This is a genomic window from Agathobaculum sp. NTUH-O15-33 (assembly GCF_033193315.1).
GTDB lineage: Bacteria > Bacillota > Clostridia > Oscillospirales > Butyricicoccaceae > Agathobaculum > Agathobaculum faecihominis_A.
Genome location: NZ_CP136187.1, coordinates 3038239 through 3063292 on the forward strand (window position 1 = coordinate 3038239; position 25054 = coordinate 3063292).

Consider the following 25054-nt stretch of genomic DNA (forward strand, 5'->3'; position numbering starts at 1 on the left):
ATACCAAACTCCTCGGCCAAAGTCGACCCCCACTCTAAATTCCTGCCGCCACCTTCCGCCCTTACTTGACCCTTCTCAATCCGCATGATAGAATGTTTTTATTGTCAACCGACACAAAAAAGGAGTGTTTTTCTTCCTATGAAAATCGAAACCAAATGCCTGCACGAAGGCTATGAGCCCGAAAACGGCGGGGCGCGCGCGCTCCCCATTTATCAGTCCACCACGTTCAAGTTTGATTCGACCGCCCACGTCGGCGATCTGTTCGACCTGACCGCTTCCGGCCACTTCTATACGCGCCTGTCCAACCCGACGGTCGCCGCGGTGGAGGATAAGATCTCGGCGCTGGAAGGCGGCGTGGGCGCGCTGTGCACCTCGTCCGGCCAAGCCGCGACCATGCTGGCCATTTTAAACATCGCGGGCGCGGGCGACCATATTGTTTCCACCTCAACAATTTATGGCGGCAGCCTGAACCTGCTGGCCGTCACGTTTAAAAAGCTCGGCATCGACGTGACCTTTGTCGACGGCGAAGCGACGGAGGACGAGCTTGAGCAGGCGTTCCGCCCGAACACCAAGGCGGTTTTCGGCGAAACGATCGCCAACCCCGCGCTGACCGTGCTGGATATTGAAAAGTTCGCCGCGCTGGCCCACCGGCACAATGTGCCGCTCATTGTGGACAACACCTTTGCAACGCCGGTCCTCTGCCGCCCGTTTGAGTGGGGCGCGGATATTGTCGTGCATTCCACCACAAAATACATGGACGGCCACGCCGTGCAGATGGGCGGCGTGATCGTCGATTCCGGCAAGTTCGATTGGACGAAGGGCAACTTCCCCGGCCTGACCGAGCCGGACGACAGCTACCACGGCCTTGTCTATACCGACGCCTGCGGCGCAGCCGCCTATATCACCAAGGCGCGCGTACAGCTGATGCGCGACATGGGCACCTGCCAAACGCCGATGGGCGCGTTCCTGCTCGATTTGGGCCTGCAAACGCTGCCGCTGCGCATTCGCCAGCATTCGGCAAACGCTATGACGGTGGCGAGCTACCTGCGCACGAGCGACAAGGTCGATTTTGTCACCTATCCCGGCCTTGCGGGCGACGCCTTCCACGACCGCGCGGTAAAGTATTTGGAAAACGGCGCGGCTTCGGGTGTTATCTCGTTCAGCCTCAAGGGCGGCCGTGAAGCCGCCGAGCGCGTGATCGACGCGTTCAAGCTGGTATCGCTCGAGGTGCACGTGGCCGATATCCATTCGTGCGCGCTGCATCCGGCCTCCGCGACGCACCGCCAGTTGACGGACGAGCAGCTCGTCGCCGCGGGCATCACGCCCGGCCTGATCCGTCTGTCCTGTGGCCTTGAAAACGCGGAGGACATCATCGCCGATGTCGAGCAGGCGCTTGCGCAGGCCTAACGCCTACGCAAGTATTCACCATACGGGCGGCCCATGCGGCCGCCCGCTGAGGCTGTCGAAAAACTATTTTCGACAGCCTTCGATCGAAACAAAGCCCCATTTCGATCGAGAATTCCGGCTTCTGCGCGCTGCGGCGCGAGGACTTTTTCGACAGACTGAGCGGGCGACCTATGCGGTCACCCGCTTTTCAAATCAATTTATCATGTAAGGAGTTTTCACCATGCTGATCCGCCCGATCCAAGCCGAGGACCGCGATTACTTTCTGCGTTCGGTGCATGAATTTTACCACTCGCCCGCCGTTTGCCACGAGATACCCGAAACAAACGCCGTGCGCACGTTCGAGCTGCTGATCCACGGTTCGCCCTACGCCGCCTGCCTAATCGCCGAGGACGAGGACGGACGGCCCTGCGGCTATTGCCTGCTCGCCCTGACCTGGTCGAACGAAGCGGGCGGGCTGACCGTCTGGCTCGATGAAATATGGATCGACGAGCACATGCGCGGCAAGGGCCTTGGCAGCAAGATCATCGCCGCGGTGCACGAGCGATACAATACCGCCGCCCGCTACCGTTTGGAAGTGACGGACGACAACCCGCGCGCCGCCGCGCTGTACCGTTTGCGCGGCTTTGCCGATCTGCCTTACCGGCAGATGGTGCTGGACACGCCGAACGCGCTTTAAGTCACGCATGAACGAAACGCTATACGAGTTCGACGCGATGTTGCGCAAGGTACCCGATCTGGACGGGGCCTATATCGAGTTCCCGCACGATGTGCGGCGGGAGTTTCACAAGGGCCGCGTCAAGGTGCGCGCCACGTTTGACGGCGTGCCGTACGACGGCAGTCTGGTGCGCATGAAAACGCCGGGCCACATCCTCGGCGTGCGCAAGGATATCCGCGCGCGGATCGGCAAGCAGCCGGGGGATACCGTGCACGTCACCCTGCGCGAGCGCGCCTAAAACCGCCGCTTCCCCTTTCCGTTTTTTTCTGGTATACTGAACAAACAGAAATCTTGTTTGCTTTAGGGCGGCGCGAGCTCACGCCGCCTCTATTGGGAGGGGATCGCTTTGGCGGCAGAAGCAGAAAAGGTAGAAGCCGGACAAAAAGAAAACAAAATGGGCACCATGCCGGAGGGCAAACTCATCATCACCATGTCGTTTCCAATCATGCTGTCCATGCTGATCCAAGCGCTTTATAACATTGTGGACAGCGCGTTCGTCGCGCGTATCAGCGAAAGCGCGCTGACCGCCGTGTCGCTCGCCTTTCCGGTGCAGCTTTTCATGATCGCGGTGGCGACCGGCGCGGGCGTTGGCGTGAACGCGCTGTTGTCCCGCAAGCTCGGCCAGCACAAGCAGGACGAAGCCGACGCGGTCGCGATGAACGGCGTGTTTCTCGCCGTGGTTTGCTGGCTGGTCTTCGCCGTGCTCGGCCTATTATTCGGCAAAAGCTTTATCGCCCTATTTACCACCGACGCCGCCGTGCGCGAAATGGGCACCAGCTACGTTACCGTTTGCACCGTTGCATCGTGCGGGGTGTTCCTGCTGTTCGTGGCCGAACGGCTGATGCAGGCGACCGGCAACACCGTTTACCACATGATCACCCAGCTGATCGGCGCGCTGATCAACTGCGTGCTCGATCCGATCATGATCTTTGGCCTGTTCGGCTTTCCCCGGCTTGGCACGACGGGCGCGGCCCTCGCCACCGTCACCGCACAGATCATCGCCATGTCCATCGGCTTTTTCATCAATGTTCGCTTTAATCACGACGTGCGGCTCAAGCCGCGTTCGTTCCGGCCAAACGGCGCGATTTTGGGCGAGGTGTTAAAGATCGGCCTGCCCGCCGCGGTCACGCAGTCGCTCGCCAGCGTGCTCACCATCGGTTTAAACCGCATTCTCATGCCGTTTTCCATGACCGCCGTTGGCTTTTACGGCGTATATTACAAGCTGCAAAACTTTTTGTTCATGCCGGTCTTTGGCCTGAATAACGCGCTGATCCCCATGATTGGGTATAACTTCGGCGCGAAAAAGTATGACCGTATCCATCGGATCACCAAGTACGCGCTTTTGCTTTCCGTCGGGATCATGGCGGGCGGTACCGTGCTGTTCGAGCTGCTTCCCCGCCCGCTGCTCGCCCTGTTCAAGGCTTCGGAGGAGATGCTCACGATCGGCGTGCCCGCGATCCGCATCATCGCGCTTTCCATCTGCTTTGCGGGCGCTTCGGTCATTCTGTGCGGCTGCATGCAGGGACTGGGACGCGGCAACGAATCGCTTGTGGTGACGCTTTTGCGGCAAATCGTCGTTTTGCTTCCTCTGGCGGTTCTGCTCGCCCGGGTCAGCCTGCACGCGGTCTGGCTGGCGTTCCCGCTGGCCGAAATCGTCGGCTGCATCGCCGCCGTGCTGCTGCACCGGCGCGTTACCGGACACATGCTGCGGTAGCCTTGGCCCGAATTGGACAAACTATCCAATTTGCAAACATAAATTGTTAACAATTTCCCTCTTGTTTTTCGCCGCGGGACGGCATACAATGAAAGCAAGAAAACCAAAGAGGGTGAGTCCAATGGAAAGTGAAATACACCGCATGGCGCGGAATATCGTCGAGCACCCGCGTTACCAGCAGCTGCGCGAATTTCAGCACCACGGTGAGGCCAACTCCGTTTACGACCATTCGCTGGCCGTGGCCGAGTGCGCCTATGGGATCGCCCGTAAGATGCGTCTGTCGGAGGACGAGACCGCTTCCGTTGTGCGCGCGGCTCTTCTGCATGATTTCTTCGGATACGACTGGCACAGCGACCGGTTCCGCCGGTACTTGAAACATTTTTCCGGTTTGCGCCGACTTGGGCGCATGCACGCCTTTGTGCACGGCCATATCGCGGCCGACCGGGCCCGCTTCACCTTTCGCCTAAGCGAGAGCGAATGCGAGGCCATTGCGCGCCATATGTTTCCGCTTGCCGCTATGCCGCGTACCCGCGTGGCTTGGATCGTCACGCTGGCCGACAAAGTCGTCGCTTCCCGTGAAATGAGTATCGCGCTTGGCGGCTATATGTCCGCGTTCTACCGCAAGGTCATTGCGTAACTTCATTAAAAAAATGCCGCCCGGATGCGTCTGTCCGGGCGGCGTATTTTTTTAGTTGATGCGCCACGCTCACGATTTTATGCGCGGCGGTAGCCGCGAAACGGCGGGGTGGGGTCACCCCGCCCTACCCGCATGTAGGGCCGAGTGACCCCACTCGGCCGCCCGCGGCTCCTGTCGCGCATTTTATTGTGAGCGAAACGAACCCTCCAACAGAAATAAAAACCGGCAAGCAGGTGTTACCCCGCTTGCCGGTTTCTCCCGCTTATTTTATTTTTCGTCCGCTTCTCCCTCCGGCGGGCCGTCTCCATCCTCCGGCGTGGGAAGCACGACTGGGATGAGCGACGCGGCAAAGCGGCCCTTTCCGCGTTTTTTAACGTAGAAATAACCGATAAAGGAGAAGATCAGCGCGCCCACACAGTTGACGATCAGGTCCTTCATCGTGTCGATCAGGCCCACATCAAGATAGCCGCCGGGGAACTCCATCCAATCCTCGCCGTTGACGACCAGACTCGTGATCGGCTCGTGCACCACCGTGTTGAGTCCGCTTGGATTGAGCGATACCGAGTTGACCGTTTGCACGATAAAATCCTTTTGCATATCCGTTCCGAGCAGTTGATCGGAGCCAAACTCAAAAAACTCCCACAGCACGCCCACGGTCATGGAGAAACAAAACGCCACGATCGCCAAAAACAGCGGCGACAGGCGAAAGGTGAACCGCTCGCTTCGATTGAATAGGTCGACCAGCGAAAAGCCGACCGCCGCGACCAGAAAGCCGTTTAGCGTGTGCAGCATCGTATCCCAATACGGGATGATGGTGTAAAACGAATTGATTTCGCCCAAGATTTCCGCCGCGAAGATAAAGCAGTAAATAATGCCCTCCATCACGGGCGGGATATCGATGGACAGGCGCTTTTCCAGCGCCATCGGCACGCAGAACAGGATGAGCGCCAAAACGCACACGAACACGTTCTCGTACCGCCCCATAAACGCCGCGCGGATGAGCGTGAGCACGATAAAGAAGGATAAAACGCCGCGTATGGTCATGCGCCGCCGCACCTGTACCGGCGCTTGTTCTTCAGTTTTCTTTTTTACGGCCTAGCATATCAGTTCCTTTCCCAATGGTTCGTTTCTCTTAAGTCTATATTATAGCACCGATCCACCCAAAAGAAAACCATGGCCCCTTTTATTTAACTGCGCGGGGCGGTGTGTTTTTCCTTTTGGCGCGCTTTCATTGCAACATCCCCCAAAAGGCATTATAATGAGACCAGCTTGTTTGGATAGAAGGTGTCTTTTTATGTATATCGCGGATCTGCATATTCATTCCCGTTTTTCCCGCGCCACCAGCCACGAATGCGACGCGCCCCATCTGGATTGGTGGGCCCGTCGCAAGGGGATCTCGCTGCTTGGCACGGGCGATTTCACGCACCCCGCGTGGCGCGAAGAGCTAAAGGCGCAGCTTGAACCCGCAGGGGACGGCGTGTATCAGCTGCGGGAGGCATATCGCCTGCCCTTCGCCACGCCCGGAGAAACGCCCCGCTTTGTCGTGACGGGCGAGATCAGCTCCATCTACAAGCGGGACGGCAAGACCCGCAAGGTGCATAATTTAATTTTACTGCCCAGTCTGGAAGCGGCGGACGAGCTGTCCGCGCGGCTGGAAGCCATCGGCAATATCCATTCGGACGGGCGGCCCATTCTGGGGCTGGACAGCCGCGACCTGCTCGAATTGACGCTCGAGACCTGCCCGGAGGCCGAGTTTATCCCCGCGCACATCTGGACGCCGCACTTTTCCATGTTCGGCGCGTTTTCGGACTTCGACACCGTTTCCGCGTGCTTTGACGATATGACGCCCCACATCCACGCAGTAGAGACCGGACTCTCCTCCGACCCGCCGATGAACTGGCGCGTTTCCGCGCTGGACGGGTTGACGCTGGTATCGAACTCGGACGCGCACTCCCCATCGAAGCTGGGCCGCGAGGCCAATTTGCTGGAGACCGCGCGCACCTATCCCGCGCTGGTTCGCGCTATCCGCACCGGCCAAGGGTTTGCGGGCACGGTGGAGTTTTTCCCGGAGGAAGGCAAATACCATTTGGACGGGCACCGGAATTGCGGCGTTTGCTTAACGCCTGCCGAGACCGCCGCGCGGGGCGGACTATGCCCGGTCTGCGGCAAAAAGCTGACCGTCGGCGTGGAGCACCGGGTCGAAGCGCTGGCCGATCGCCCCGCGGATTTCCGTCCCGCAGCGGCCAAGCCCTTTGAAAGCCTTGCGCCGCTGCCCGAGGCCATTGCGGCTTCCACCGGCGGCTCGGCCACGGGCAAAAAAACGCTGGAACAGTACGAGCGCATGCTCCGCGAATTGGGCCCGGAATTTTATATTTTGCGGCAAGCGCCAATCCCGGATATCGAACAGGTTGCGGGGCCGTGCGTGGCCGAGGGCATTCGCCGCCTTCGCATCGGTCAGGTAGACCGGCGCGCCGGCTTTGACGGCGAATACGGCACCATTTCCCTGTTAACGCCCGCCGAGATCGAGCGGTTCAGCGGCCAGATCTCCCTATTCGGCGCGGAAGCGCCGCGGCAAAAGAAAAAAGCGGCCAATTCGCTTGTCCAAACCGCCCCGAAGCTAGCCGCCGCACCGGTGGAGGAAGCGCCGAACCCGGAGCAGCTGGCGGCGATTGCCGCCGCGGAACAGACGGTGGCGGTCGTGGCCGGGCCGGGCACGGGCAAGACCAAAACGCTGGTCGCCCGCATCGCCCATTTAATCGAAGAACGGGGCGTGAAGCCGGGCGAGATCACCGCCGTTACCTTTACCAACCAAGCGGCCGCCGAAATGCGCGATCGTTTGGAAAAGCGGCTGGGCGGCAAACGCGCGGTGCAGCGCATGACCATCGGCACCTTTCACGCGATTTGTCTGAACCTTTTAAAGGGCGCGCGTCTGATCGGTCAGGGCGAGGCGCTTACCGTCGCGGCGCAGGTGCTCCGCGAGCACGCGGGCAAGGGCGGCGCACGCGCGCTGCTGCAAGCGGTCTCCCGCGTAAAAAACGGCGCGTCTTTGGAGGATACCGGGCTAGACGGCGGCCTATATGAAGCTTACTGCGCGCGCCTGCGGCAAATGGGCGTTTTGGATTTCGACGACCTGCTCACCGAAGCGCTGGGGCTGGATACCGCGGGCCTAAAAAGCTTTTCCCACCTGCTGGTGGACGAATTTCAGGACATCAACGACACCCAATATGCGCTGATCCGCGCGTGGAGCGAACACGGCAAAAGCCTGTTCGTCATCGGCGACCCGGACCAGTCTATTTACGGCTTTCGCGGCGCAAGCGGCCGCTGCTTTGAGCGGCTGTTGGAGGACTGCCCGAAAGCGCGCGAAATCCGCCTACAGCAAAATTACCGCTCCGCGCCGGAAATTCTCGCTGCGGCCGCGCCGGTGATCGAGCAAAACCCCGGCGGTTCCCGCGCGCTTGCCGCGCACCGCGCCCCCGGCGCCGCCGTGCGTCTGGTGCGGGCGGCGGACGGTTTCGCGGAGGGGATCTTCATCGCCAAGGAAATTGGCCGCATGGTCGGCGGCGTCGATATGCTGGAAGCGCAAAAGCTGGAGCACGAACGGGAGATACGCGCCTTTTCCGATATCGCGGTGCTTTGCCGCACGCACCGGCAGTTAGAACTGATTGAAAAATGCCTGACGCACGACGATATCCCCTGCATCATCAGCGGCCGGGAGGATTTTCTGGATGATGATACGGTGCGCGGCGCGCTCGCCTTCTGGCGGTCGCTCCAAGCGCCGGACGACGCGGCGGCGCTTGAGACCGCGCTTCACCTGCTGTGGCACTGTCCGGCCGATCTGATCCAAAAGGCGCAGGCGGCCTGCGCCGCGTTGGACACGTTCGATCCCGATCCTCTGCGCCCGCTCGCGGCGGGCTACGGCCATCTGGAAGCGTGGCTCGGGCGCGCCGAGGAATGGCTGCCCCATATGAAGGAAAAGCCCCGCAAGCTGGCGGAACGCTGGGCGGAGCAGTACGGCGATTCGCCCGCTCTGGCGCGCCTGCGGGACATGGCGGTGTTTTACGCCACCCTGTCCGAGCTGTGGAACGCGCTGACGTTGGGGCAGGAAGCCGACTTGCGCCGCACCGCGGGCAAGGGCTGGCAGTCCGGCGCGGTGCGGCTGATGACGCTGCACGGCTCCAAGGGGCTGGAATTTCCCGCCGTGTTCGTGGCCGGTATCACCGCAGGGTCGCTTCCGCTGGAATCGCAGGCGCGCCCGGCCGACCTCGAAGAGGAACGGCGGCTGTTCTACGTCGGCATGACGCGCGCGCGGGACGAGCTGATCCTTACCGCGGGCGGCGAGCCCTCTGTTTTCCTAAACGACCTGCCTGACCGTGTCAGGCGGGAAAACGCCGCGCGGCGGCGTGACGCTCCGCTGGAGCAGATCAGCCTATTTTAAAGGTGGCGCAATATGCAAAAAATCATGATCATAGAAGACGACCCGGCGATCCGGGACGAGCTGGCGCTGCTGCTTGGCAACGAGGGCTTTGAGCCGCTGACCGTCACGGATTTCACACTGGTGACGGCACAGATCGCCGCGCGCGCGCCGGACCTGATCCTGCTCGATCTGGGCCTTCCCGGCAGAGACGGCTTTTCGCTGTGCGCCGAGATCCATAAGCAATCCGCCGTGCCCATCATTTTCGTGACCAGCCGCGATTCCGCGATGGATGAATTGCGGGCGCTCAGTCTGGGCGGGGACGATTACATCACCAAACCCTATAATATCCCCGTGCTTCTGGCCCGCGTCAAAGCCGTGCTGCGGCGCAGCGGCGGCGCGGCGGACACAGCGGACGTACTGGAAACAAAAGGCCTGACGCTCAGCCTCGCGGGGGGCGTCGCTTCCAAGGGGGCGCAAACCGTGGAACTGACCCGCAACGAAATCAAAATTCTGGCCCATTTAATGAACCGCCCCGACGAGATCGTTTCCCGCGCCGATCTGATCGAAGCCCTGTGGGACAGTCAGATCTATATCGACGATAATACACTGAGCGTAAATATGACCCGGCTGCGCGCCAAGCTGGAAGGGCTGGGCCTGCCCGGCTATATCAAGACCCGGCGCGGATTGGGGTACCAGATATGAAGTTTGGCGAATTTTTATCCGACCGGCTGGGGCGGCTGGCCGTGCAGCTGCTGTTCATGGCGGCCGTGGCCGTATTCCTGTTGTCCACGGGCACACAGTCTGGCGTGCTTACCATTTTTCTAATCTTCTGGTTTCTGCTCATGGCTGGCACGCAAGGGTACGATTATTACAAATGCCGCGCCCATCTGAACGAACTGACCGCCATTATGGATGGGCTCGATCAAAAGCACCTGTTCGCCGCGTGCGCGCCGAAACCCAAGAGCCCTTACGAGCGCCGGCTGTTCGAGCTGATGCGCCGGTCCGGCAAGGCGATGATCGAAGCGGTATCGGACGCGGAGGCCGGCCGGAAGGAATACCGCGCCTACGTGGAAAGCTGGGTGCACGAAATTAAAACGCCCATCACGGCGGCCCAGCTCCTTTGCCGCCATGCCGACGCGGAAACGCGGCGCAAGCTCTCCTACGAGCTTGCGCAGATCGATAATCATGTGGAGCGCGCGCTTTTTTACGCCCGGGCCGAAAGCTCGGAAAAGGACTTTATCATCCGCCAAACCGATCTGGCGGAGATCGCGGCGCAGGCGATTGAACGCCACCGCACGCTATTGATCCAAAACGGCGTGCGCGTGCAAACGGAAGGGCTTGACCAAACCGTTTATACGGATGGCAAATGGGCCGGCTTTATGCTGGGCCAGCTGCTGCAAAACGCGGTGCGCTATCGCGGGAACGCGCCGGTCATCACGCTATCCGCGCGGCGGTTGGGGCGGCAGGTGCAGCTTACGGTGCGGGATAACGGCATCGGCATTCCCCCGCACGAGCTGTCCCGCGTGATGGAGCGTGGCTTTACCGGCAGCAACGGCCGCGCGCGCGGCGGCGCGACCGGCATGGGGCTTTATCTCTGCCGCCGGCTGGCGGGCTTTTTGCAGATCGATCTGCGCCTTGCCTCCGTCCTTGGCCGGGAGACCAGCGTCAGCCTGACCTTTCCCGCCCAAGAAAACCTTTCAAAAATGTAAGATAAGGCACGGTTAGTTCGATACCACAAGCTTTGCTTCTGGTGTATCCTAACATCATAAGCAAGGAGGGCACGAACATGCTGCATGTACAAAACATTGAAAAATATTACGGAAGCAAAAACAACGTGACCAAGGCGCTCGACCGCATCAGCTTTGACGTGACGGACGGTGAATTCATCGCCATCATGGGCGCGTCCGGCAGCGGCAAGACCACGCTGCTCAACTGTATTTCCACCATCGACACGGTAAGCGCGGGCAGTATTTTGCTGGACGGCGAGGATATCGCCGACCTGCCGCAGAGCGAGCTTGCCCGCTTCCGACGGGAGAGGCTGGGCTTTGTCTTTCAGGATTTCAACCTGTTGGACACGCTGACGCTAGAAGAAAATATCGGCCTTGCCCTTACGATCAACCACGTGGACGGCCGCACCGTGCAAAAGCAGGTCATGAACGTGGCGCAAAAGCTGGGCATCGAGGACGTGCTGGGCAAGTTCCCCTATCAGGTATCCGGCGGACAAAAGCAGCGCGCGGCCTGCGCCCGCGCCATGGTGGCCGGGCAATCGCTCATTCTGGCCGACGAACCCACCGGCGCGCTGGATTCCAAGGCTTCCAAAAACCTGTTGGAAATCATGTCGCGCATGAACCGGGATATGGGCGCTACCATCCTTATGGTCACGCACGACACGTACAGCGCCAGCTATGCTTCGCGCGTGCTGTTTCTGAAAGACGGGCGGCTGTTCAACGAGCTGATCCGCGCGGACCGCACCCGGACCGTGCTTTACCACGAAATACTCGACGTGCTGGCTCTGCTGGGGGGTGACGTCAGTGACGTTATCTAAGCTTTCCCTGCGCAACGCCCGGCGGCAGGCGCGCGACTATCTTGTCTACTTTGTCACGATCGTCATGGCCGCCGCGCTGGTCTATGCTTTTAACGGGCTTGTCTTCTCGCAGGAGATCCGCACGCTTTCCAGCATGATGGAAAGCCTTCCGATCGCGATCGCCTTTTCCAGTCTGGTGGTCATTTGTATCATCGGTTGGCTGGTGCAATACACCACCACCTTTATGCTGGCCAAACGCAGCCGCGAGCTCGGCACCTATATCCTGATCGGTCTGGAAAGCCGTCAGGTCGCCCGGCTGTTCTTTCTGGAGAATTTGGCGGTCGGCGGCGTCGCGCTGGCGCTGGGCACGCTGCTCGGCAATCTGTTCTTTCAGGCGCTGCGCGCCATCACGTTGGCGCTGTTCGGCGCGCCCTATACGTTCAGCTTTGCCTTTTCCCTGTCGGCCATTTTGCTCACGCTATTCTATTTCGCGCTGATGTACCTGTTCGCGCTTTTTAAGAGCCGCAAGCGCATCCGCACCATGAAAATTTGCGACTTGATCTATTTTGACCGCAAAAACGAAGGCGAGGTTATCCAAAAAAGCCGCTTGAGGCGCAGGATCTTTGTTGTTTCCATCGTATGCGGCGTCATTGGTACGCTGCTGCTCCTTTTGCGCAATTTACTATTCGGTATCGTCGGCGCGTGCTTCATCATTTTTTTCCTGTTCGGATTCTTTCTCAGCTTTTCCTCCGGCGTACCCGCCTATTTCGACAAGCGGCCGGGGAAAAAGTATAAGGGGCACACACTGCTGATATTCCGTTCCCTTTCGGCCAAGCTGGCCACCATGGGCGTGGTCATGGCGACGATCGCCCTGTTGTTTACCGCCACGCTGATCAGCGAGGGCACCGGCCTGCTGTTCCACACCATGTTTCAAAGCCGCACGGAGCAGACCACCTGCTTTGACCTGTTTATCGGCTCCACCGGGCGGGACGACACCCGCTTTGACGATTACCTGACTTATATTGACGCCAACATCCCCGTGCGCGATTTCCGGGAGTATCATATCTATCAGGGTGAAAATTTGCAGGTCACAAATTATGTCGAGAATCACGCGGACTATTGGAAGCTATTTGACTGCGACACCCTGATGAAAGCCAGCGACTACACCGCGCTGCGCGCCATGCTGGGCTATCCCGCGGTCTCGCTTGGGCCGGACGAGTATGTGGTCCACTGCATGCCCTATCTGGAAAGCGTGATGCGGGGCTATACCGAAGCCCTGACCGTGGGCGGCGAGCCCCTACTGCCGGGCGGCGTTTATACGGAAACCTTTACCCAGTCCCTCTGGGACGGCAACGGCCGCGGCTTTGTGCTCGTCGTGCCCGACGCGGTGGCCGAAGCCCGGCCGGTCAACCACAGCATCTACGCCGCCATGACGGACGCGCCGGTGCCCGCCGCCGACTATCGCGCCCTGTCCGATATCCGCGATGCAAGGGACGAAACGATCGACGGATACGACACGCTTTTCTCCAAGGCCGCCGTCGAGGCGGAGAACGCCTCGTCGTACGCGATCATCGTCTTTCCGCTTTTCTATCTGGCGCTGGTGCTCACCATGGTATCCGCCACCATCCTGACCATTCAGCAGCTCAGCGAGACCAGCCGCTACCACCGGCAATTTGAACTTTTGCACAAGCTGGGGATGGAGCGGCGTGAAATGAAGCAGGCTCTATACCGTCAGTTCGCGATCTATTATACCATGCCCGCCATACCGCCGCTGTTCATCAGTATCCCCTTTATTCTGGCGCTGGGCAGCGCGCTCGATCCCGGCGATCTGGCCGGGCCCGCGCAGCTTTTCCAAATCGCTGGCATTACCCTCGGCATCTTCTTTTTCATCTACTTCGTCTATATCCTGACGGCCTACGTCAGCATGAAGCGAAACGTCCTGCCCGAGTAACGCCGGTTTTCTATTTGCACACAAAAAAAAGCACCGCCAAAAGCGGTGCTTTTTCTATGGAGCGGATGATGGGAGTCGAACCCACCTATGCAGCTTGGGAAGCTGCCGTTCTACCGATGAACTACACCCGCGATTTGCCTTATTATTGTACCGTTTTTCCTGCCGTTTGTCAAGCAGGGGAAATAGGCGAAATTTGTTATTGACATATGTTCATAACCTTGTTATCATCGTCTTATAGAAAGAAGGTGACGCGTATGGCAAGGCCGCAAAAATGCCGGTGCATTTGCTCCAAGCCGCAGACCACCCGTTTTGTTCCTGAAAATGGCGGGGCGGGCCCGGCGGTGACCCTTGGTTACGACGAATACGAGGTGATCCGCCTGCTCGATCATGTCCGGCTCACGCAGGAGCAGTGCGCCCTGAAAATGCGCGTTTCCCGCACCACCGTGACGCGCATGTACGACGCGGCGCGCCGCAAGATCGCCGAAGCGCTCGTATGCGGCAAGGGCATCGAGATCGCCGGGGGCGACGTCATCGTCTGCGCCGGTCCCAAGCCCCAATGTTCGCAAGAACCGCATTGCTGCCACCGCAGCAGCGGAAACAAGGAGGAAACTGCATGAAAATTCTGATCATCGGCGGCGTTGCCGCCGGCACAAAGACCGCCGCGAAGCTCAAACGCCTCGACCGCGGCGCCGAGGTAACGCTCATTACTAAAAGCCGCGATATTTCCTACGCCGGCTGCGGCCTGCCCTACTATGTGGGCGGCCTGATCGAAACGCGTGACGAGCTGATTGTCAACACCCCTGAAAAATACGCCGCGCTGACCGGCGTGACCGTGCGCACCGGGCGCGAGGCCGTCAAACTCGACGCGGAAGCGAAGACCGTGACCGCGAGCAACCTCGATTCCGGCGAACAGGAGGTTTATGAATATGACCGGCTGGTCATCGCGGTAGGCGCTTCGCCCTCCGTTCCGCCGGTTGAGGGACTGCACCTCGGCGGCGTGTTTACCATGCGCACCCCGGACGACGCCGAAACCATGCGCACGTACATCGAAAAGCAAAATGTCAAGAAGGCTGTCGTGGTGGGCGGCGGTTTCATCGGCCTTGAGGTCGCGGAAAACCTGCACGCGCGCGGCGTTTCGGTCACTGTGATCGACTTTGCCTCCCAGATCATGCCGAACGTACTCGACCCCGAGCTGGCCGACTGGGCCAAAAAGAAGCTGGCCGCCGCGGGCGTGCGCGTCATCACCTCCACCGCCGCGCAGGCGATCGAGGGCGAGGAGCGCGTTTCCGCCATCCGCACCAGCGCGGGCACGCTGGCCTGCGATTTGGTCGTGCTTTCCGCCGGTATCCGTCCGAACACCGGCTTCCTCGCCGATACCGGCCTTGCCATGGTCAAGGGCACCATCGTGGTAGATGAGCAGATGCGCACCAACCTGCCCGACGTTTACGCCGCGGGCGATTGCGCCATGGTGAAAAACCGCCTGACCGGCGCGCCCCAGTGGTCGCCGATGGGCTCCACCGCCAACCTTTCCGGCCGTACGCTGGCCGAGGGGCTGATGGGCGCGGATAAGCGCTACCCCGGCGTGCTCGGCACGGGCGTTGCCAAGCTGCCCGGCCTGAGCTGCGGCCGCACCGGCCTGACCGAACGGCAGGCAAAGGACGCGGGCTTTGACCCGGTCTGCGCCGTGGCCGTGACGGATGATAAGGCGCACTACTATCCCGGTGCCGCCTACTTTGTCACCAAGATTGTGGCGGACCGCGCGACGCGCCGTTTGCTGGGCGTGCAGGTGCTCGGCCCCGGCGCGGTCGACAAAATGGTCGATATCGCGGCAATGGGCCTGAATATGGGCGCAACGCTGGAAGACTTTGAAAACGCAGACTTCGCCTACGCGCCCCCCTTTTCCACCGCCATCCATCCGCTCGTGCAGGCGGTATACGTGCTGCTCAATAAGCTCGACGGCGCGCTTACCAGCATTACGCCGGCGGAATACCTTGCGGGCGCGGCGGAAGGCCGCCGCGTGCTCGACGTGGGCCTCGCCCCGTCCATCCGTGGCGCGCTGTACATCGACCTGCCTAAGGTCAACGGCCCGATCGAGGGCATTGCGCAGGATGAAAAGCTGCTGCTCGTCTGCACCAAGGGCAAGCGCGCGTACTTCCTGCAAAACCGCCTCCGGCACTTTGGCTATACCGATACGCTGGTGCTGGAAGGCGGCGTGTTTGTGAGCGATGTCAAGCTCAAGAACGTCGCGGCCGCCGTCACCCCGGCGGAGGAAAAAGCGGTAAAGGCGCTCGGCTTCCTGCGGGATAAGACCACGCCGGACTGCTTCAACGGCCGTGTGATCACCCGCAACGGCAAGATCACGGCCGAGGAAAGCCGCGTGATCGCGGAAGCCGCCGAAAAGTTCGGCAGCGGCGAAGTGACCATGACCTCGCGCCTGACGCTTGAAATCCAAGGCGTGCCGTTTGACCATATCGAGCCCATGCGCGCCTTTTTGGCCGAACGTGGGCTGGAGACCGGCGGCACGGGCTCCAAGGTGCGCCCGGTCGTTTCCTGCAAGGGCACGACCTGCCAGTACGGCCTGATCGATACCTTTGCCCTGTCCGAGGAGATCCACGAACGATTCTTCCACGGCTACAGCGATGTCAAGCTGCCGCATAAGTTCAAGATCGCGGTGGGCGGCTGCCCGAACAACTGCGTCAAGCCCGATCTGAACGATCTGGGCGTGATTGGCCAGCGTGTGCCCACGGTCGATTATGAGAAATGCCGCGGCTGTAAGCTGTGTCAGGTAGAAAACGGCTGCCCGATCAAGGTGACCCGAATGCAGGACGACAAGCTCGTGATCGATGAAGCCGCGTGCAACCATTGCGGCCGCTGCATCGCCATGTGTCCGTTCGGCGCGCTGGACGCGCAGATGGAGGGCTACCGCATCTATATCGGCGGACGCTGGGGCAAGAAGGTCGCGCAGGGCCGCCCGCTCGATAAGGTATTCACCGACAAGGAAGAAGTCATGAGCGTGATTGAAAAGTCCATTCTGCTGTTCCGCGAGCAGGGCGTCACCGGCGAACGCTTTGCCGATACCGTTTCCCGCCTTGGCTTTGAAAATGTACAGGAGCAGCTGCTGGCCAATGAGCTGCTGGCCCACAAGCAAGAAAACCTTTCCGCGCAAAAGCACTTGCAGGGTGGCGCGACCTGCTAATCCAAGTCATGACCACCCCAAAGCGGGGTGGCATGAACAAGCCCTATAAGGGCATAAAAAAAGCCAGCGCCTAAAAGACGCTGGCTTTCACTTCGTTCAAGCCCTGATGGTAAGACTACTTACTACCCTTGAAAGGGTCAACATATTCTTTCTTACTTAAGCTATCTTCGATTTGATCCTGCTTATCTTGCTCCCTGATATATTTTTGAATCGTGGCCGTATTGATTCCTACCGTGCTCACATAATATCCAGTCGCCCAGAAATTACGACTGCCGAATTTATATTTTAAATTCCCATGCCGCTCGAATATCATCATCGCACTTTTCCCTTTTAAATATCCCATAAACTGCGAGATACTGTATTTCGGCGGCACGCTTACGAGTAAATGAATATGGTCAGGCATCATATGCCCTTCGATGATTTCCACACCCTTCCACTTGCACAAATCCTTTATAATTTGCTGTATATCTTTTCGCAGCTGCTTATAGATTATTTTCCTTCGATATTTCGGTGTGAATACGATGTGATACTTGCATACCCATTTAGGTCAGTTAACAAGGAACTACACGCAGACCGTGAAACGGGCTGCTGACAACAAACGGTGGTATGCCCCCGATAAGGGGCATACCGCTTGTTTGTTGTGGGGGAATCCAAAGGGGGCAGCGCCCCTTTTGGCACACGACCTTGCTTGCAAGGTGTAGTGTGTTATACGCTCTGTCGGCGTTGCCGCTTCGAGTGTCGTTGCCGCCGGGGACGGCAAGGACACTTGAAACGGCAGGAACACGGGCGGGGCTGGATAGCTGCAAACTCCGCCCGTGTTCGTCAGCAGACAGAGCGTATATGGAACTCCCGTCTATCGTCCACCGTCCGAACTTCGGGCCAAGTTGGCCCGAAGCCGTGGCCACACTCCCCCAAAATAGCAGGACAGAGGGCAACCGTCAAGGCTGAAATGAACAGGCTTACGCCCGGCCTTGACCGTCGCCGCCTGTCCCGCTGAATGGGTAGACAAGGCGGGCAATCCCAACTGTGCTTGCCCGCCGCCAAAACTATTTTGGGGCTATTCGTTCTCTCAAAATTGGAATGGGCGGGAAAGCCATTTTAGGGCTTTCCCGCCTTGATTACCTAGTAGCAAAGGCTGTCGAGGCTGTCAACGGCGGCGCTGTAAGCGCCGTTCATCTTGACCGTTGACTGGCTCGGCTGGCTATGCTATCTCCCCAGCTATGCAAGTACGCCTTTATCCAAAAAGGCGAACTGAAAACAGTTACCACAATTTTATCAATCGCCTATTTTATAAATTTCTTTTCATCGGAATATATCTAATTCCGTTTGAAGTTTGTTCTTTATCTGTATCTATAAAACCCAGTTTGTGATAAACGGGAACTGCATACGGTGACGAATTTACTGTAATGACATCGGCAGGACACTCTTTCAAAAAGTGCTCAAAGAGTGTTCTCCCAATGCCCCTTTTGTGATAAGCTCCTTTTACAAAAAACAATGCGATGTGCTTCCCATTATTGCAAGTGGCAAGCACCCCCGCCAATTTATCCTCATCAAAAGCCCCATATACTTGCAGTGTACTTATCCACTCTGGCTCATGAATACTTTTGTAAAACTCTTTAGCTCCTTGTTCGCTATAATCGGGAGCCACATATTCCCCAAATATTTCCCATACCAACGCCAATGCCATTTCAATTTCATTATCCACTATTTTGCGAACTTTCATTTTCATGCCTCCTATCCTCAGGCAAAGCACTTATGCCCAATACGCCTTTTCCGCCTAAGGCGTACTTGTTATTTTCTTTTACCCCGTTGCGGCACATAGCTTTTTGCCAGTTCGGATTTTTGGATAATCCGTGTCAGCCATTGTTTTTCTTCCTCTGTCAGCTTGTTGTAGCGTAGCTTTGTCTGCTTACAAAATACCATCAACAGTTGTTCCGCCCGGCTGCCCTTGAAATTCGCCACTTCCTCCAAGTCCCGCTTGAGTTCATCCACAATGGTATTCTCCGGGGCGCTGTCGCTCCTGCCCCTGTGGGCTTGCCGTATGTCCTCCATGATAGCGTCAATATCGTAATGTACCCGGCTGCTGAAATAGTCGCCCTCCCGCACATGGGCGGCTTGCAGCACACCGGCGGTTTTGTCATGCTCTCCCGGCTGGTACTTCTCCATGATTTCAGCCCTCGCCACGTCTACCCAAGCGTTTAGGTTCTGTATCTGTGTGGCGGCGATACCCTCCACATAAATCTGTATATCGGCCAGCAGCTTCACAAAATCCGGGTGTACCGCCAATTCACAAAGCAGGGCGGTGTCGATACACCCGCTTTTCAGCAGGTCTATCATTTCGTCACTCAAACGCAGGTCTGCAAGATCGGCGTTTGAGTGATTTTTCATTTCGGTCAACCCCAACAGATAATCGGCGGTCACGCCGTAAAACTTCGCCAGCTTGATAAGGGCATAGTGGCTGATGTCCTTAAAATCGTCCGCTTCATAACTGCCCAGCGCAGACTTTGAGAGGTGTGTTTGCTCTGCAAGCTGTTCCAGCGTCAGGCCGCGCTCCACACGTAGGTCTTTTAGGCGTTCCTGTATTGTCAAAGCCATGCTATCCCCTCCTAGCTAACTCAATAATGAATAAGAAATTGAAAGTGTGCCTTATCAATAAAAGACCGTATTTTTATTACGTTTCGTTCGTGCTGCCGATTTCAAGCAAGTTGCCTTCTGGATCGGCAACATAAAAGTTGCGGATGCCGAAAGGATAAGTGATGGGTTCTCCTGTGGGAAATCGTAAGCCCAACTTCGATAATCGCTCATATTCCGTATCCACATCGGCAAAGCTGGGCAACCAGAGAGCAATTTCAAACGTCTGATTGATTCCCTTTGGAGGAATGTAGCCTTCCCCGATTGCCTTTACAAACTCTTTTCTGCTGTACATGAACAGGGACAGTGCGCCACTAGCTGTCTCAAATTCTGCAAAATCTCCACCGTTCCACTTCGTATGAAAACCCAAAGTATCTCTGTAGAACCGAACCATATTGTCCATGTCGCCTACTAACAGGCTCGCTCCTACCCGTACATCTCGTCCGTTCAATATCACCATCTCCTCATTTATCGTTCTGTATTTTTATTTTACCATATTTCCGAGAGTGTGGAAATAGTGCGTTTTCCAGCGGGATTTCCAACCTCTTGGATATACGGGACGGGCGGTCAAAAAAGTGTAGACTTGTGTTAGTTCATCGATGGACAAGCACAAGTGAATGACCGTCCGAAAGAGATACCACCGGCAGGGGAAGTACCGCTATGACGCCGCTTCTGGACAAAATGTCCAGAAGTCACTTCGGGCCAAGTTGTCCCGAAACTGCGGCCAGCGTACCAACGCCGGGACACGCCGCCGGGAGGGGGCAGGAACGGCTTTCGGGAAAACGGCAATAAAGCGAAAACGGAGGACTGCATGAGAGAGAAACTACAACCAATCGAACGCGGGCCGGGCGGCTCCCTGCCCCGCATGACGGCGGCGCAGAGGAAGCGGGCTAACGCGCTCATACGGAATACCTGCTGTAACTATGAGAACGGCAACTGCCTGTTGCTGGACGATGGGGACACCTGCACCTGCCCGCAGACAATTTCTTATTCCGTCTGCTGTACCTGGTTCCGGCGGGCTGTGCTGCCACTGGACAAGGCGCTGGAAGCGGAGATTTTTCGTTCCGGCAGCGTGAAGCGGTGCGCAGAGTGCGGGACAGCTTTCGTCCCCGGCTCCAACCGGGCGAAATACTGTGAAGCCTGTGCCGCAAGGGTACATCGACGGCAGAAGAACGCCAGTGACAGAAAACGGCGGGGCAATACGGACAAATAGGGCCTTGGAAAGTCCCATTCCACAAGGCTTTGCGGGTAGTATTCGAGGGCAGGCGGTATTGTTTACCGCCTACCCCCGAAAATCTGCTTCTAACCGTCCGCGGGAGGGAGGATTGATAGATTGCCGCAATACACGATTTTAAGGTTTGAGAAGCACAAGGGCAATCCGGCAAGGCCGCTGGAAGCCCATCACGAAAGACAGAAAGAAAAGTACGCCAGCAACCCCGACATTGACATGGCAAAGAGCAAATACAATTTCCATATCGTCAAGCCGGAGGGCCGCTATTATCACTTTATCCAGAGCCGCATTGAACAGGCCGGGTGCAGGACAAGAAAAGACAGTACCCGGTTTGTCGATACGCTCATCACCGCCAGCCCGGAGTTTTTCAAGGGAAAGACACGGGAGCAGACGGAAGCGTTTTTCCAGCGGGCGGCTGATTTCCTTATCCAGCGGGTAGGCCGGGAGAATATAGTGTCGGCAGTGGTCCACATGGACGAGAAAACGCCCCACCTGCATTTGACTTTCGTTCCGCTGACTGAGGACAACCGCCTGTGCGCCAAAGAGATTTTAGGAAACCGGGCCAGCCTTTCCAAATGGCAGGACGATTTTCACGCCCACATGGTTAAGGCGTTCCCGGACTTGGAGCGCGGGGAGAGCGCCAGCAAGACAGGACGGAAGCATATCCCCACACGGCTATTCAAACAGGCCGTGTCACTCTCGAAACAGGCGGCGGCCATTGAAAAGGCGTTAGACGGTATCGGCCCGCTGAACGCCGGGAAGAAAAAAGAGGAAGCCCTCGCCCTGCTGAAAAAATGGTTCCCTCAGATGGAGGACTTCTCCGGCCAGCTCAAAAAGTACAAGGTCACAATCAATGACCTGCTGGAAGAAAACAGGAAGCTGGAAGCGCGGGCAAAGGCCAGCGAAAAGGGCAAGCTGAAAGACACCATGGAGCGGGCGAAGCTGGAAAGCGACTTGCACAATATCCAGCGGCTTCTTGACCGTGTTCCCCCGGAAGTGCTGGAACAGGTGCGCCGGGAGCAGAGAGGGCCAGCCCATAACAAGGAACTTTGAGTAACTATGCACATTGAAAATTTCATATCAAACAGGAGGGCCTATGGAGCAAAGCTATCATAAAAAAACCGAAGTTGTTACCTTTCAAGGGAAAGAAATCACGGTGGAAAATCTGACGCCGGTTTTCACGCCGGAACAGGAAGCGGCGAAGCGCCGGGAGCTGGAACAACAGCTCTATGACGTGTTCCGCAAATACGCCGACAAACGGCAGGCGGAGGAAGCCGGGAAGTAGATTCCACAACATTGATTTTCGGGGCTGCTGGCGGTATAATAGAACTGTCAGCAGCTCCGTTTCTTTTTTAAGAAAAGGAGCGACTTATGAACAATCGAATAGACGCGGTTTATGCAAGACAATCGGTGGACAAGAAAGACAGCATTTCCATTGAAAGCCAGATTGAATTTTGCAAATACGAATTGAAAGGTGGCAGTTGCAGGGAATACACGGACAAGGGATACAGCGGCAAGAATACAGACCGCCCCCACTTTCAAGAGCTGATACGGGACATACAAAAAGGGCTGATTGCAAAGGTCGTTGTCTACAAGCTCGACCGTATCAGCCGTTCCATTCTGGACTTCTCCAACATGATGGAGCTGTTCCAGCAGTATGATGTGGAATTTGTATCGTCCACGGAGAAATTCGACACGTCCACGCCGATGGGCCGGGCCATGTTGAATATCTGTATCGTGTTCGCCCAACTGGAACGGGAAACGATACAGAAGCGTGTCACGGACGCCTACTACTCCCGCAGTCAGCGGGGCTTCAAGATGGGCGGCAAACCGCCCTACGGCTTTCACACGGAGCCGATTGTGATGGAGGGGATCCACACAAAGAAGCTGGTGGTAAACCCGGAGGAAGCGGCCCATATCCGGCTGATGTTCGAGATGTACGCGGAGCCCAAAACCTCTTACGGGGACATTACCCGGTACTTTGCCGAACAGGGGATTTTATTCTACGGTAAAGAACTGATACGCCCCACGCTGGCGCAGATGTTACGGAATCCGGTCTATGTACAAGCCGACCTTGACGTATACGAGTTTTTCAAAAGTCAAGGGACGGCCATTGTCAATGACGCAGGGGACTTCTCCGGCATGAACGGGTGCTATCTGTATCAAGGCCGGGACGTGAAGCCCGACAAACTCCACAATCTCAAAGACCAAATGTTGGTGCTTGCGCCCCATGAGGGGATTGTCCCCTCTGACGTATGGCTGGCGTGCCGCCGGAAGCTGATGAACAACATGAAAATCCAGTCAGCCCGGAAAGCAACCCATACTTGGTTGGCGGGAAAAATCAAGTGCGGCAACTGCGGCTATGCCCTTATGAGTATCGTCAACCGGGTGGGCAAGCAGTATCTACGCTGCACAAAACGGCTGGATAATAAAAGCTGTGTCGGCTGTGGGAAAATCTATACCGCTGAACTGGAAGCCGTGGTTTATCAGCAGATGGTGAAGAAGCTGGAGGGCTACAAGACGCTGACGGGCCGGAAGAAAGCGGAAAAGGCCAACCCGAAAATCGCCGCCCTGCAAGTGGAGCTTGTCCGCGTGGACAGTGAGATTGAAAAGCTGGTGGACAGTCTGACCGGGGCGAACAATGTCCTGCTCTCCTATGTGAATGTGAAGATAGCCGAGCTGGACAACCGCAAGCAGGAGCTTGTGAAGAAGATAGCCGAACTGACCGTGGACACCATCAGCCCGGAACAGGTCAAGCAGGTTTCCGGCTATCTGGACACATGGGACAGCGTATCCTTTGACGACAAGCGGCGGGTGGTGGATTTGCTGATTACCACGATTGCCGCCACCAGCGACAAGCTGAACATTACATGGAAAATCTGACGGGCGCGACAATGCCCGCCAGACCGTTACCCTGTGTAGTCCCTTGTAAACTGTACTTTTGTATGTGCTAAACTGTTTGCCATAAAGGTCTTCCTTTCTGTTTCTTTGGTGGCTTGAACACTCACCATTTTATCAGTTTGGAAGTCCTTTTTTGTTTAAACTTGAATCCCACCCGCATTGCGGGCGGTTCTTACCGTATTTGCTCTGCAAATACGCCACCGCTAAAGCACTAATCAAAACGGCCCGCTGTTTCCGAAGGGGAACAGCAGGCCGTTTTTTATTCTTTCATTTGCATTTCACGGTGGGCTGTGCTAATATTTAGTTAGATTAATTAAATTTGAGGTGGTGGACCCGCATGGCTGGCTCGGAGCAGATCAATTCCTTTCTGGTGGACGTATTCGGACGCGTCAATAAAATAGAAGAACGCGCAATGGCAGAGGGCTTTGGCAGCTCCATCTCCGTGACCGAGATCCATATCATTGAGAAAATTGGCGACCTTGAGCCTGCCCGTATGAGCGACGTGGCAAAGTCGATCGGCGTGACCCTCGCCACCCTTACCGTCGCCTGCGACAAGCTTTCCGCCAAAGATCTGGTGCAGCGCACGCGCGACAAGACCGACCGCCGCGTCGTAAACGTCACGCTGACCGCCAAGGGCCGCGCCGCGTACGAATACCATAAGGATTTTCACGCCCGTATGATCGACGCCGTCATGGAAACGCTGACGCCGGGCGAGGCTGCCGTGCTCGGCCAGAGCCTTGAAAAGCTGATGGAATTTTTCCTTACGGAGGAACAAAGCCATGGCTGATCTGCTGTTTTGCCTGAACGCGACTGTGCCGATCTTCGCTATCATCCTGCTCGGCCGCCTGCTGCGCGGCCGACATTTTTTTACGCCCATAACGCTTGGCGAGCTGGACCGGCTGGTATTCAAGGTGCTGCTGCCGATCCTGCTGTTCCGCGATATTGCGACCGGCCGCATCACGGAGCAGTTCGACGCGAGATTCTTCTTTTTCTGCGCCGGTACCACCACGCTTTATTTTTTCGCCATATGGCTAATCGCCGCGAAGGGCCTGCGGGATAAAAGCATGGTCGGCGCGTTCACGCAGGGCGCGTTTCGCGGATCACAGGCGGTGCTTGGCGTTGCCTTTGTGCAAAACCTGTACGGGGACGCGGGGCTGGTGCCGCTGATGATCGTCGCGACCGTGCCGCTTTATAATATCTATTCCGTCACGGTGCTCACCGTCACCGCGCCGCGCGGCGAACAGCACCACGGCGTTGTCGCCCGCACGCTCGGCGGCATCGTGACCAACCCAATCATTCTGGGCATTCTGGCCGGCCTGCCCTTTTCTCTATTGCAGGTGGACTTTCCGCCCATGCTGTCCAAACCGCTCGACATGCTGGCGGGCTGCGCGACGCCGCTGGCCTTGCTCAGCATCGGCGCGGGTTTCGAGGGCGCTAAGGCGCTGAAAAAGCTGGGCCCCACCTGCGCCGCCGTGTTCATCAAGCTGATCGCGCTGCCCATCCTGTTTCTGCCCGTCGCGGCGTATATGGGCTTTCGCGAGCAGGCCATGGTCGCGCTCGTCATTCTGTACGGCGCGCCGAGCACGGTCACCGGCTATGTCATGGCCAAAAATATGGGCGGCGATCATGTGCTGTCCTCGTCCATCATCGTGCTGTCCACCGCGCTTTCCGCCGTTACGCTGACCGCTACACTGTTCATCCTGCGCACGCTGGGCTATATTTAGCAGCCGTAC

The 25054-nt window shown here is 57.6% G+C and carries 22 protein-coding genes, 1 tRNA gene and 1 pseudogene; 18 read left to right on the forward strand and 6 right to left on the reverse strand.

Annotation, left to right across the window (positions count from 1 at the left end; genetic code table 11):
- The first annotated feature begins 138 nt into the window (after window positions 1–138).
- The 5 genes from RWV98_RS14695 (at window position 139) to RWV98_RS14715 (ending at window position 4473) form a co-directional block, all read left to right on the forward strand.
- Complete coding sequence (locus RWV98_RS14695; RefSeq protein ID WP_280962667.1) at window positions 139–1407, forward strand: O-acetylhomoserine aminocarboxypropyltransferase/cysteine synthase family protein; 1269 nt, start codon at window positions 139–141, stop codon at window positions 1405–1407.
- A gap of 220 nt (window positions 1408–1627) precedes the next feature.
- On the forward strand, window positions 1628–2083 hold the full coding sequence (locus tag RWV98_RS14700; protein WP_317861689.1) for a GNAT family N-acetyltransferase: 456 nt from the start codon (window positions 1628–1630) through the stop codon (window positions 2081–2083).
- Window positions 2084–2090: 7 nt separating this feature from the next.
- Window positions 2091–2360: a DUF1905 domain-containing protein gene (locus RWV98_RS14705; protein ID WP_317861691.1), complete on the forward strand. Its 270-nt coding sequence runs from the start codon at window positions 2091–2093 to the stop codon at window positions 2358–2360.
- Between the two features lie 108 nt (window positions 2361–2468).
- Window positions 2469–3836, forward strand: coding sequence for an MATE family efflux transporter (locus tag RWV98_RS14710; protein WP_317861693.1), 1368 nt, complete (start codon window positions 2469–2471; stop codon window positions 3834–3836).
- A 121-nt stretch (window positions 3837–3957) separates the two neighbouring features.
- Window positions 3958–4473 carry an HD domain-containing protein gene (locus RWV98_RS14715; RefSeq protein WP_280962671.1) on the forward strand — a complete coding sequence of 172 codons (516 nt, stop codon included), beginning with the start codon at window positions 3958–3960 and terminating at the stop codon, window positions 4471–4473.
- Between the two features lie 267 nt (window positions 4474–4740).
- Here RWV98_RS14715 and RWV98_RS14720 read toward each other — a convergent pair whose 3' ends face one another.
- Window positions 4741–5517 (reverse strand): hypothetical protein, encoded by a 777-nt coding sequence (locus tag RWV98_RS14720; protein WP_317861696.1) that lies wholly within the window; start codon window positions 5515–5517, stop codon window positions 4741–4743.
- Window positions 5518–5767: 250 nt separating this feature from the next.
- Here RWV98_RS14720 and RWV98_RS14725 point away from each other — a divergent pair, with 250 nt between their 5' ends.
- The 5 genes from RWV98_RS14725 to RWV98_RS14745 all read left to right on the forward strand — a co-directional run bounded on the left by RWV98_RS14725 (window position 5768) and on the right by RWV98_RS14745 (window position 13362).
- Window positions 5768–8908, forward strand: a complete 3141-nt coding sequence (locus RWV98_RS14725) for a UvrD-helicase domain-containing protein (RefSeq protein WP_317861698.1) — start codon at window positions 5768–5770, stop codon at window positions 8906–8908.
- Window positions 8909–8920: 12 nt separating this feature from the next.
- Window positions 8921–9589, forward strand: a complete 669-nt coding sequence (locus RWV98_RS14730; protein ID WP_317861700.1) for a response regulator transcription factor — start codon at window positions 8921–8923, stop codon at window positions 9587–9589.
- Window positions 9586–10596, forward strand: coding sequence for a sensor histidine kinase (locus tag RWV98_RS14735; RefSeq protein WP_280962675.1), 1011 nt, complete (start codon window positions 9586–9588; stop codon window positions 10594–10596). Before RWV98_RS14730 ends, RWV98_RS14735 begins: the two co-directional genes overlap by 4 nt.
- Before the next feature lie 77 nt (window positions 10597–10673).
- Window positions 10674–11432, forward strand: coding sequence for an ABC transporter ATP-binding protein (locus RWV98_RS14740; RefSeq protein ID WP_317861702.1), 759 nt, complete (start codon window positions 10674–10676; stop codon window positions 11430–11432).
- Window positions 11419–13362: an ABC transporter permease gene (locus RWV98_RS14745; RefSeq protein WP_317861703.1), complete on the forward strand. Its 1944-nt coding sequence runs from the start codon at window positions 11419–11421 to the stop codon at window positions 13360–13362. Before RWV98_RS14740 ends, RWV98_RS14745 begins: the two co-directional genes overlap by 14 nt.
- A gap of 57 nt (window positions 13363–13419) precedes the next feature.
- On the opposite strand, the gene RWV98_RS14750 is transcribed toward RWV98_RS14745, so the two are convergent.
- A tRNA-Gly gene (locus RWV98_RS14750) sits at window positions 13420–13493 on the reverse strand.
- A gap of 123 nt (window positions 13494–13616) precedes the next feature.
- On the opposite strand from RWV98_RS14750, the gene RWV98_RS14755 reads away from it, so the two are divergent.
- Both RWV98_RS14755 and RWV98_RS14760 read left to right on the forward strand, forming a co-directional pair.
- The gene (locus RWV98_RS14755; RefSeq protein ID WP_317861705.1) at window positions 13617–13979 is read left to right on the forward strand and encodes a DUF134 domain-containing protein; all 363 of its coding nucleotides are present in this window, start codon (window positions 13617–13619) and stop codon (window positions 13977–13979) included.
- Window positions 13976–16558 carry an FAD-dependent oxidoreductase gene (locus RWV98_RS14760; protein WP_317861706.1) on the forward strand — a complete coding sequence of 861 codons (2583 nt, stop codon included), beginning with the start codon at window positions 13976–13978 and terminating at the stop codon, window positions 16556–16558. The genes RWV98_RS14755 and RWV98_RS14760 overlap by 4 nt, the downstream gene beginning before the upstream one ends.
- 115 nt (window positions 16559–16673) lie before the next feature.
- Here RWV98_RS14760 and tnpA read toward each other — a convergent pair.
- From tnpA to RWV98_RS14780, 4 genes and pseudogenes are all read right to left on the reverse strand, one after another.
- Window positions 16674–17102, reverse strand: a pseudogene (gene tnpA, locus RWV98_RS14765) (IS200/IS605 family transposase); the annotation flags it as partial.
- 744 nt (window positions 17103–17846) lie between these two features.
- Entirely contained in the window at window positions 17847–18281 is a 435-nt protein-coding gene (locus tag RWV98_RS14770) for a GNAT family N-acetyltransferase (RefSeq protein ID WP_317861707.1), read from the reverse strand.
- Between the two features lie 68 nt (window positions 18282–18349).
- Window positions 18350–19153, reverse strand: a complete 804-nt coding sequence (locus tag RWV98_RS14775; RefSeq protein ID WP_317861709.1) for a helix-turn-helix domain-containing protein — start codon at window positions 19151–19153, stop codon at window positions 18350–18352.
- A gap of 76 nt (window positions 19154–19229) precedes the next feature.
- The gene (locus tag RWV98_RS14780) at window positions 19230–19640 is read right to left on the reverse strand and encodes a VOC family protein (RefSeq protein ID WP_317861711.1); all 411 of its coding nucleotides are present in this window, start codon (window positions 19638–19640) and stop codon (window positions 19230–19232) included.
- Window positions 19641–20000: 360 nt separating this feature from the next.
- Here RWV98_RS14780 and RWV98_RS14785 point away from each other — a divergent pair, with 360 nt between their 5' ends.
- From RWV98_RS14785 to RWV98_RS14810, 6 genes are all read left to right on the forward strand, one after another.
- Window positions 20001–20402: a cysteine-rich VLP domain-containing protein gene (locus RWV98_RS14785; RefSeq protein WP_317861713.1), complete on the forward strand. Its 402-nt coding sequence runs from the start codon at window positions 20001–20003 to the stop codon at window positions 20400–20402.
- A 120-nt stretch (window positions 20403–20522) separates the two neighbouring features.
- Window positions 20523–21473: a MobV family relaxase gene (gene mobV, locus RWV98_RS14790; RefSeq protein WP_317861714.1), complete on the forward strand. Its 951-nt coding sequence runs from the start codon at window positions 20523–20525 to the stop codon at window positions 21471–21473.
- Window positions 21474–21516: 43 nt separating this feature from the next.
- Window positions 21517–21705: a hypothetical protein gene (locus RWV98_RS14795; RefSeq protein ID WP_317861716.1), complete on the forward strand. Its 189-nt coding sequence runs from the start codon at window positions 21517–21519 to the stop codon at window positions 21703–21705.
- Between the two features lie 86 nt (window positions 21706–21791).
- Window positions 21792–23303 (forward strand): recombinase family protein, encoded by a 1512-nt coding sequence (locus RWV98_RS14800; protein WP_317861718.1) that lies wholly within the window; start codon window positions 21792–21794, stop codon window positions 23301–23303.
- A gap of 355 nt (window positions 23304–23658) precedes the next feature.
- Complete coding sequence (locus tag RWV98_RS14805) at window positions 23659–24108, forward strand: MarR family winged helix-turn-helix transcriptional regulator (RefSeq protein ID WP_280962609.1); 450 nt, start codon at window positions 23659–23661, stop codon at window positions 24106–24108.
- Entirely contained in the window at window positions 24101–25045 is a 945-nt protein-coding gene (locus RWV98_RS14810; RefSeq protein ID WP_280962610.1) for an AEC family transporter, read from the forward strand. Before RWV98_RS14805 ends, RWV98_RS14810 begins: the two co-directional genes overlap by 8 nt.
- The last annotated feature ends 9 nt before the right edge of the window (window positions 25046–25054 follow it).

Coding starts and splice junctions, on each gene's coding strand:
- RWV98_RS14695 (WP_280962667.1), top strand. CDS start 139: ATGAAAATCGAAACCAAATGCCTGCACGAAGGCTATGAGCCCGAAAAC.
- RWV98_RS14700 (WP_317861689.1), top strand. CDS start 1,628: ATGCTGATCCGCCCGATCCAAGCCGAGGACCGCGATTACTTTCTGCGT.
- RWV98_RS14705 (WP_317861691.1), top strand. CDS start 2,091: ATGAACGAAACGCTATACGAGTTCGACGCGATGTTGCGCAAGGTACCC.
- RWV98_RS14715 (WP_280962671.1), top strand. CDS start 3,958: ATGGAAAGTGAAATACACCGCATGGCGCGGAATATCGTCGAGCACCCG.
- RWV98_RS14720 (WP_317861696.1), bottom strand. CDS start 5,517: ATGACCATACGCGGCGTTTTATCCTTCTTTATCGTGCTCACGCTCATC.
- RWV98_RS14725 (WP_317861698.1), top strand. CDS start 5,768: ATGTATATCGCGGATCTGCATATTCATTCCCGTTTTTCCCGCGCCACC.
- RWV98_RS14730 (WP_317861700.1), top strand. CDS start 8,921: ATGCAAAAAATCATGATCATAGAAGACGACCCGGCGATCCGGGACGAG.
- RWV98_RS14735 (WP_280962675.1), top strand. CDS start 9,586: ATGAAGTTTGGCGAATTTTTATCCGACCGGCTGGGGCGGCTGGCCGTG.
- RWV98_RS14740 (WP_317861702.1), top strand. CDS start 10,674: ATGCTGCATGTACAAAACATTGAAAAATATTACGGAAGCAAAAACAAC.
- RWV98_RS14755 (WP_317861705.1), top strand. CDS start 13,617: ATGGCAAGGCCGCAAAAATGCCGGTGCATTTGCTCCAAGCCGCAGACC.
- RWV98_RS14760 (WP_317861706.1), top strand. CDS start 13,976: ATGAAAATTCTGATCATCGGCGGCGTTGCCGCCGGCACAAAGACCGCC.
- RWV98_RS14770 (WP_317861707.1), bottom strand. CDS start 18,281: ATGAAAGTTCGCAAAATAGTGGATAATGAAATTGAAATGGCATTGGCG.
- RWV98_RS14775 (WP_317861709.1), bottom strand. CDS start 19,153: ATGGCTTTGACAATACAGGAACGCCTAAAAGACCTACGTGTGGAGCGC.
- RWV98_RS14785 (WP_317861713.1), top strand. CDS start 20,001: ATGAGAGAGAAACTACAACCAATCGAACGCGGGCCGGGCGGCTCCCTG.
- RWV98_RS14795 (WP_317861716.1), top strand. CDS start 21,517: ATGGAGCAAAGCTATCATAAAAAAACCGAAGTTGTTACCTTTCAAGGG.
- RWV98_RS14800 (WP_317861718.1), top strand. CDS start 21,792: ATGAACAATCGAATAGACGCGGTTTATGCAAGACAATCGGTGGACAAG.
- RWV98_RS14805 (WP_280962609.1), top strand. CDS start 23,659: ATGGCTGGCTCGGAGCAGATCAATTCCTTTCTGGTGGACGTATTCGGA.
- RWV98_RS14810 (WP_280962610.1), top strand. CDS start 24,101: ATGGCTGATCTGCTGTTTTGCCTGAACGCGACTGTGCCGATCTTCGCT.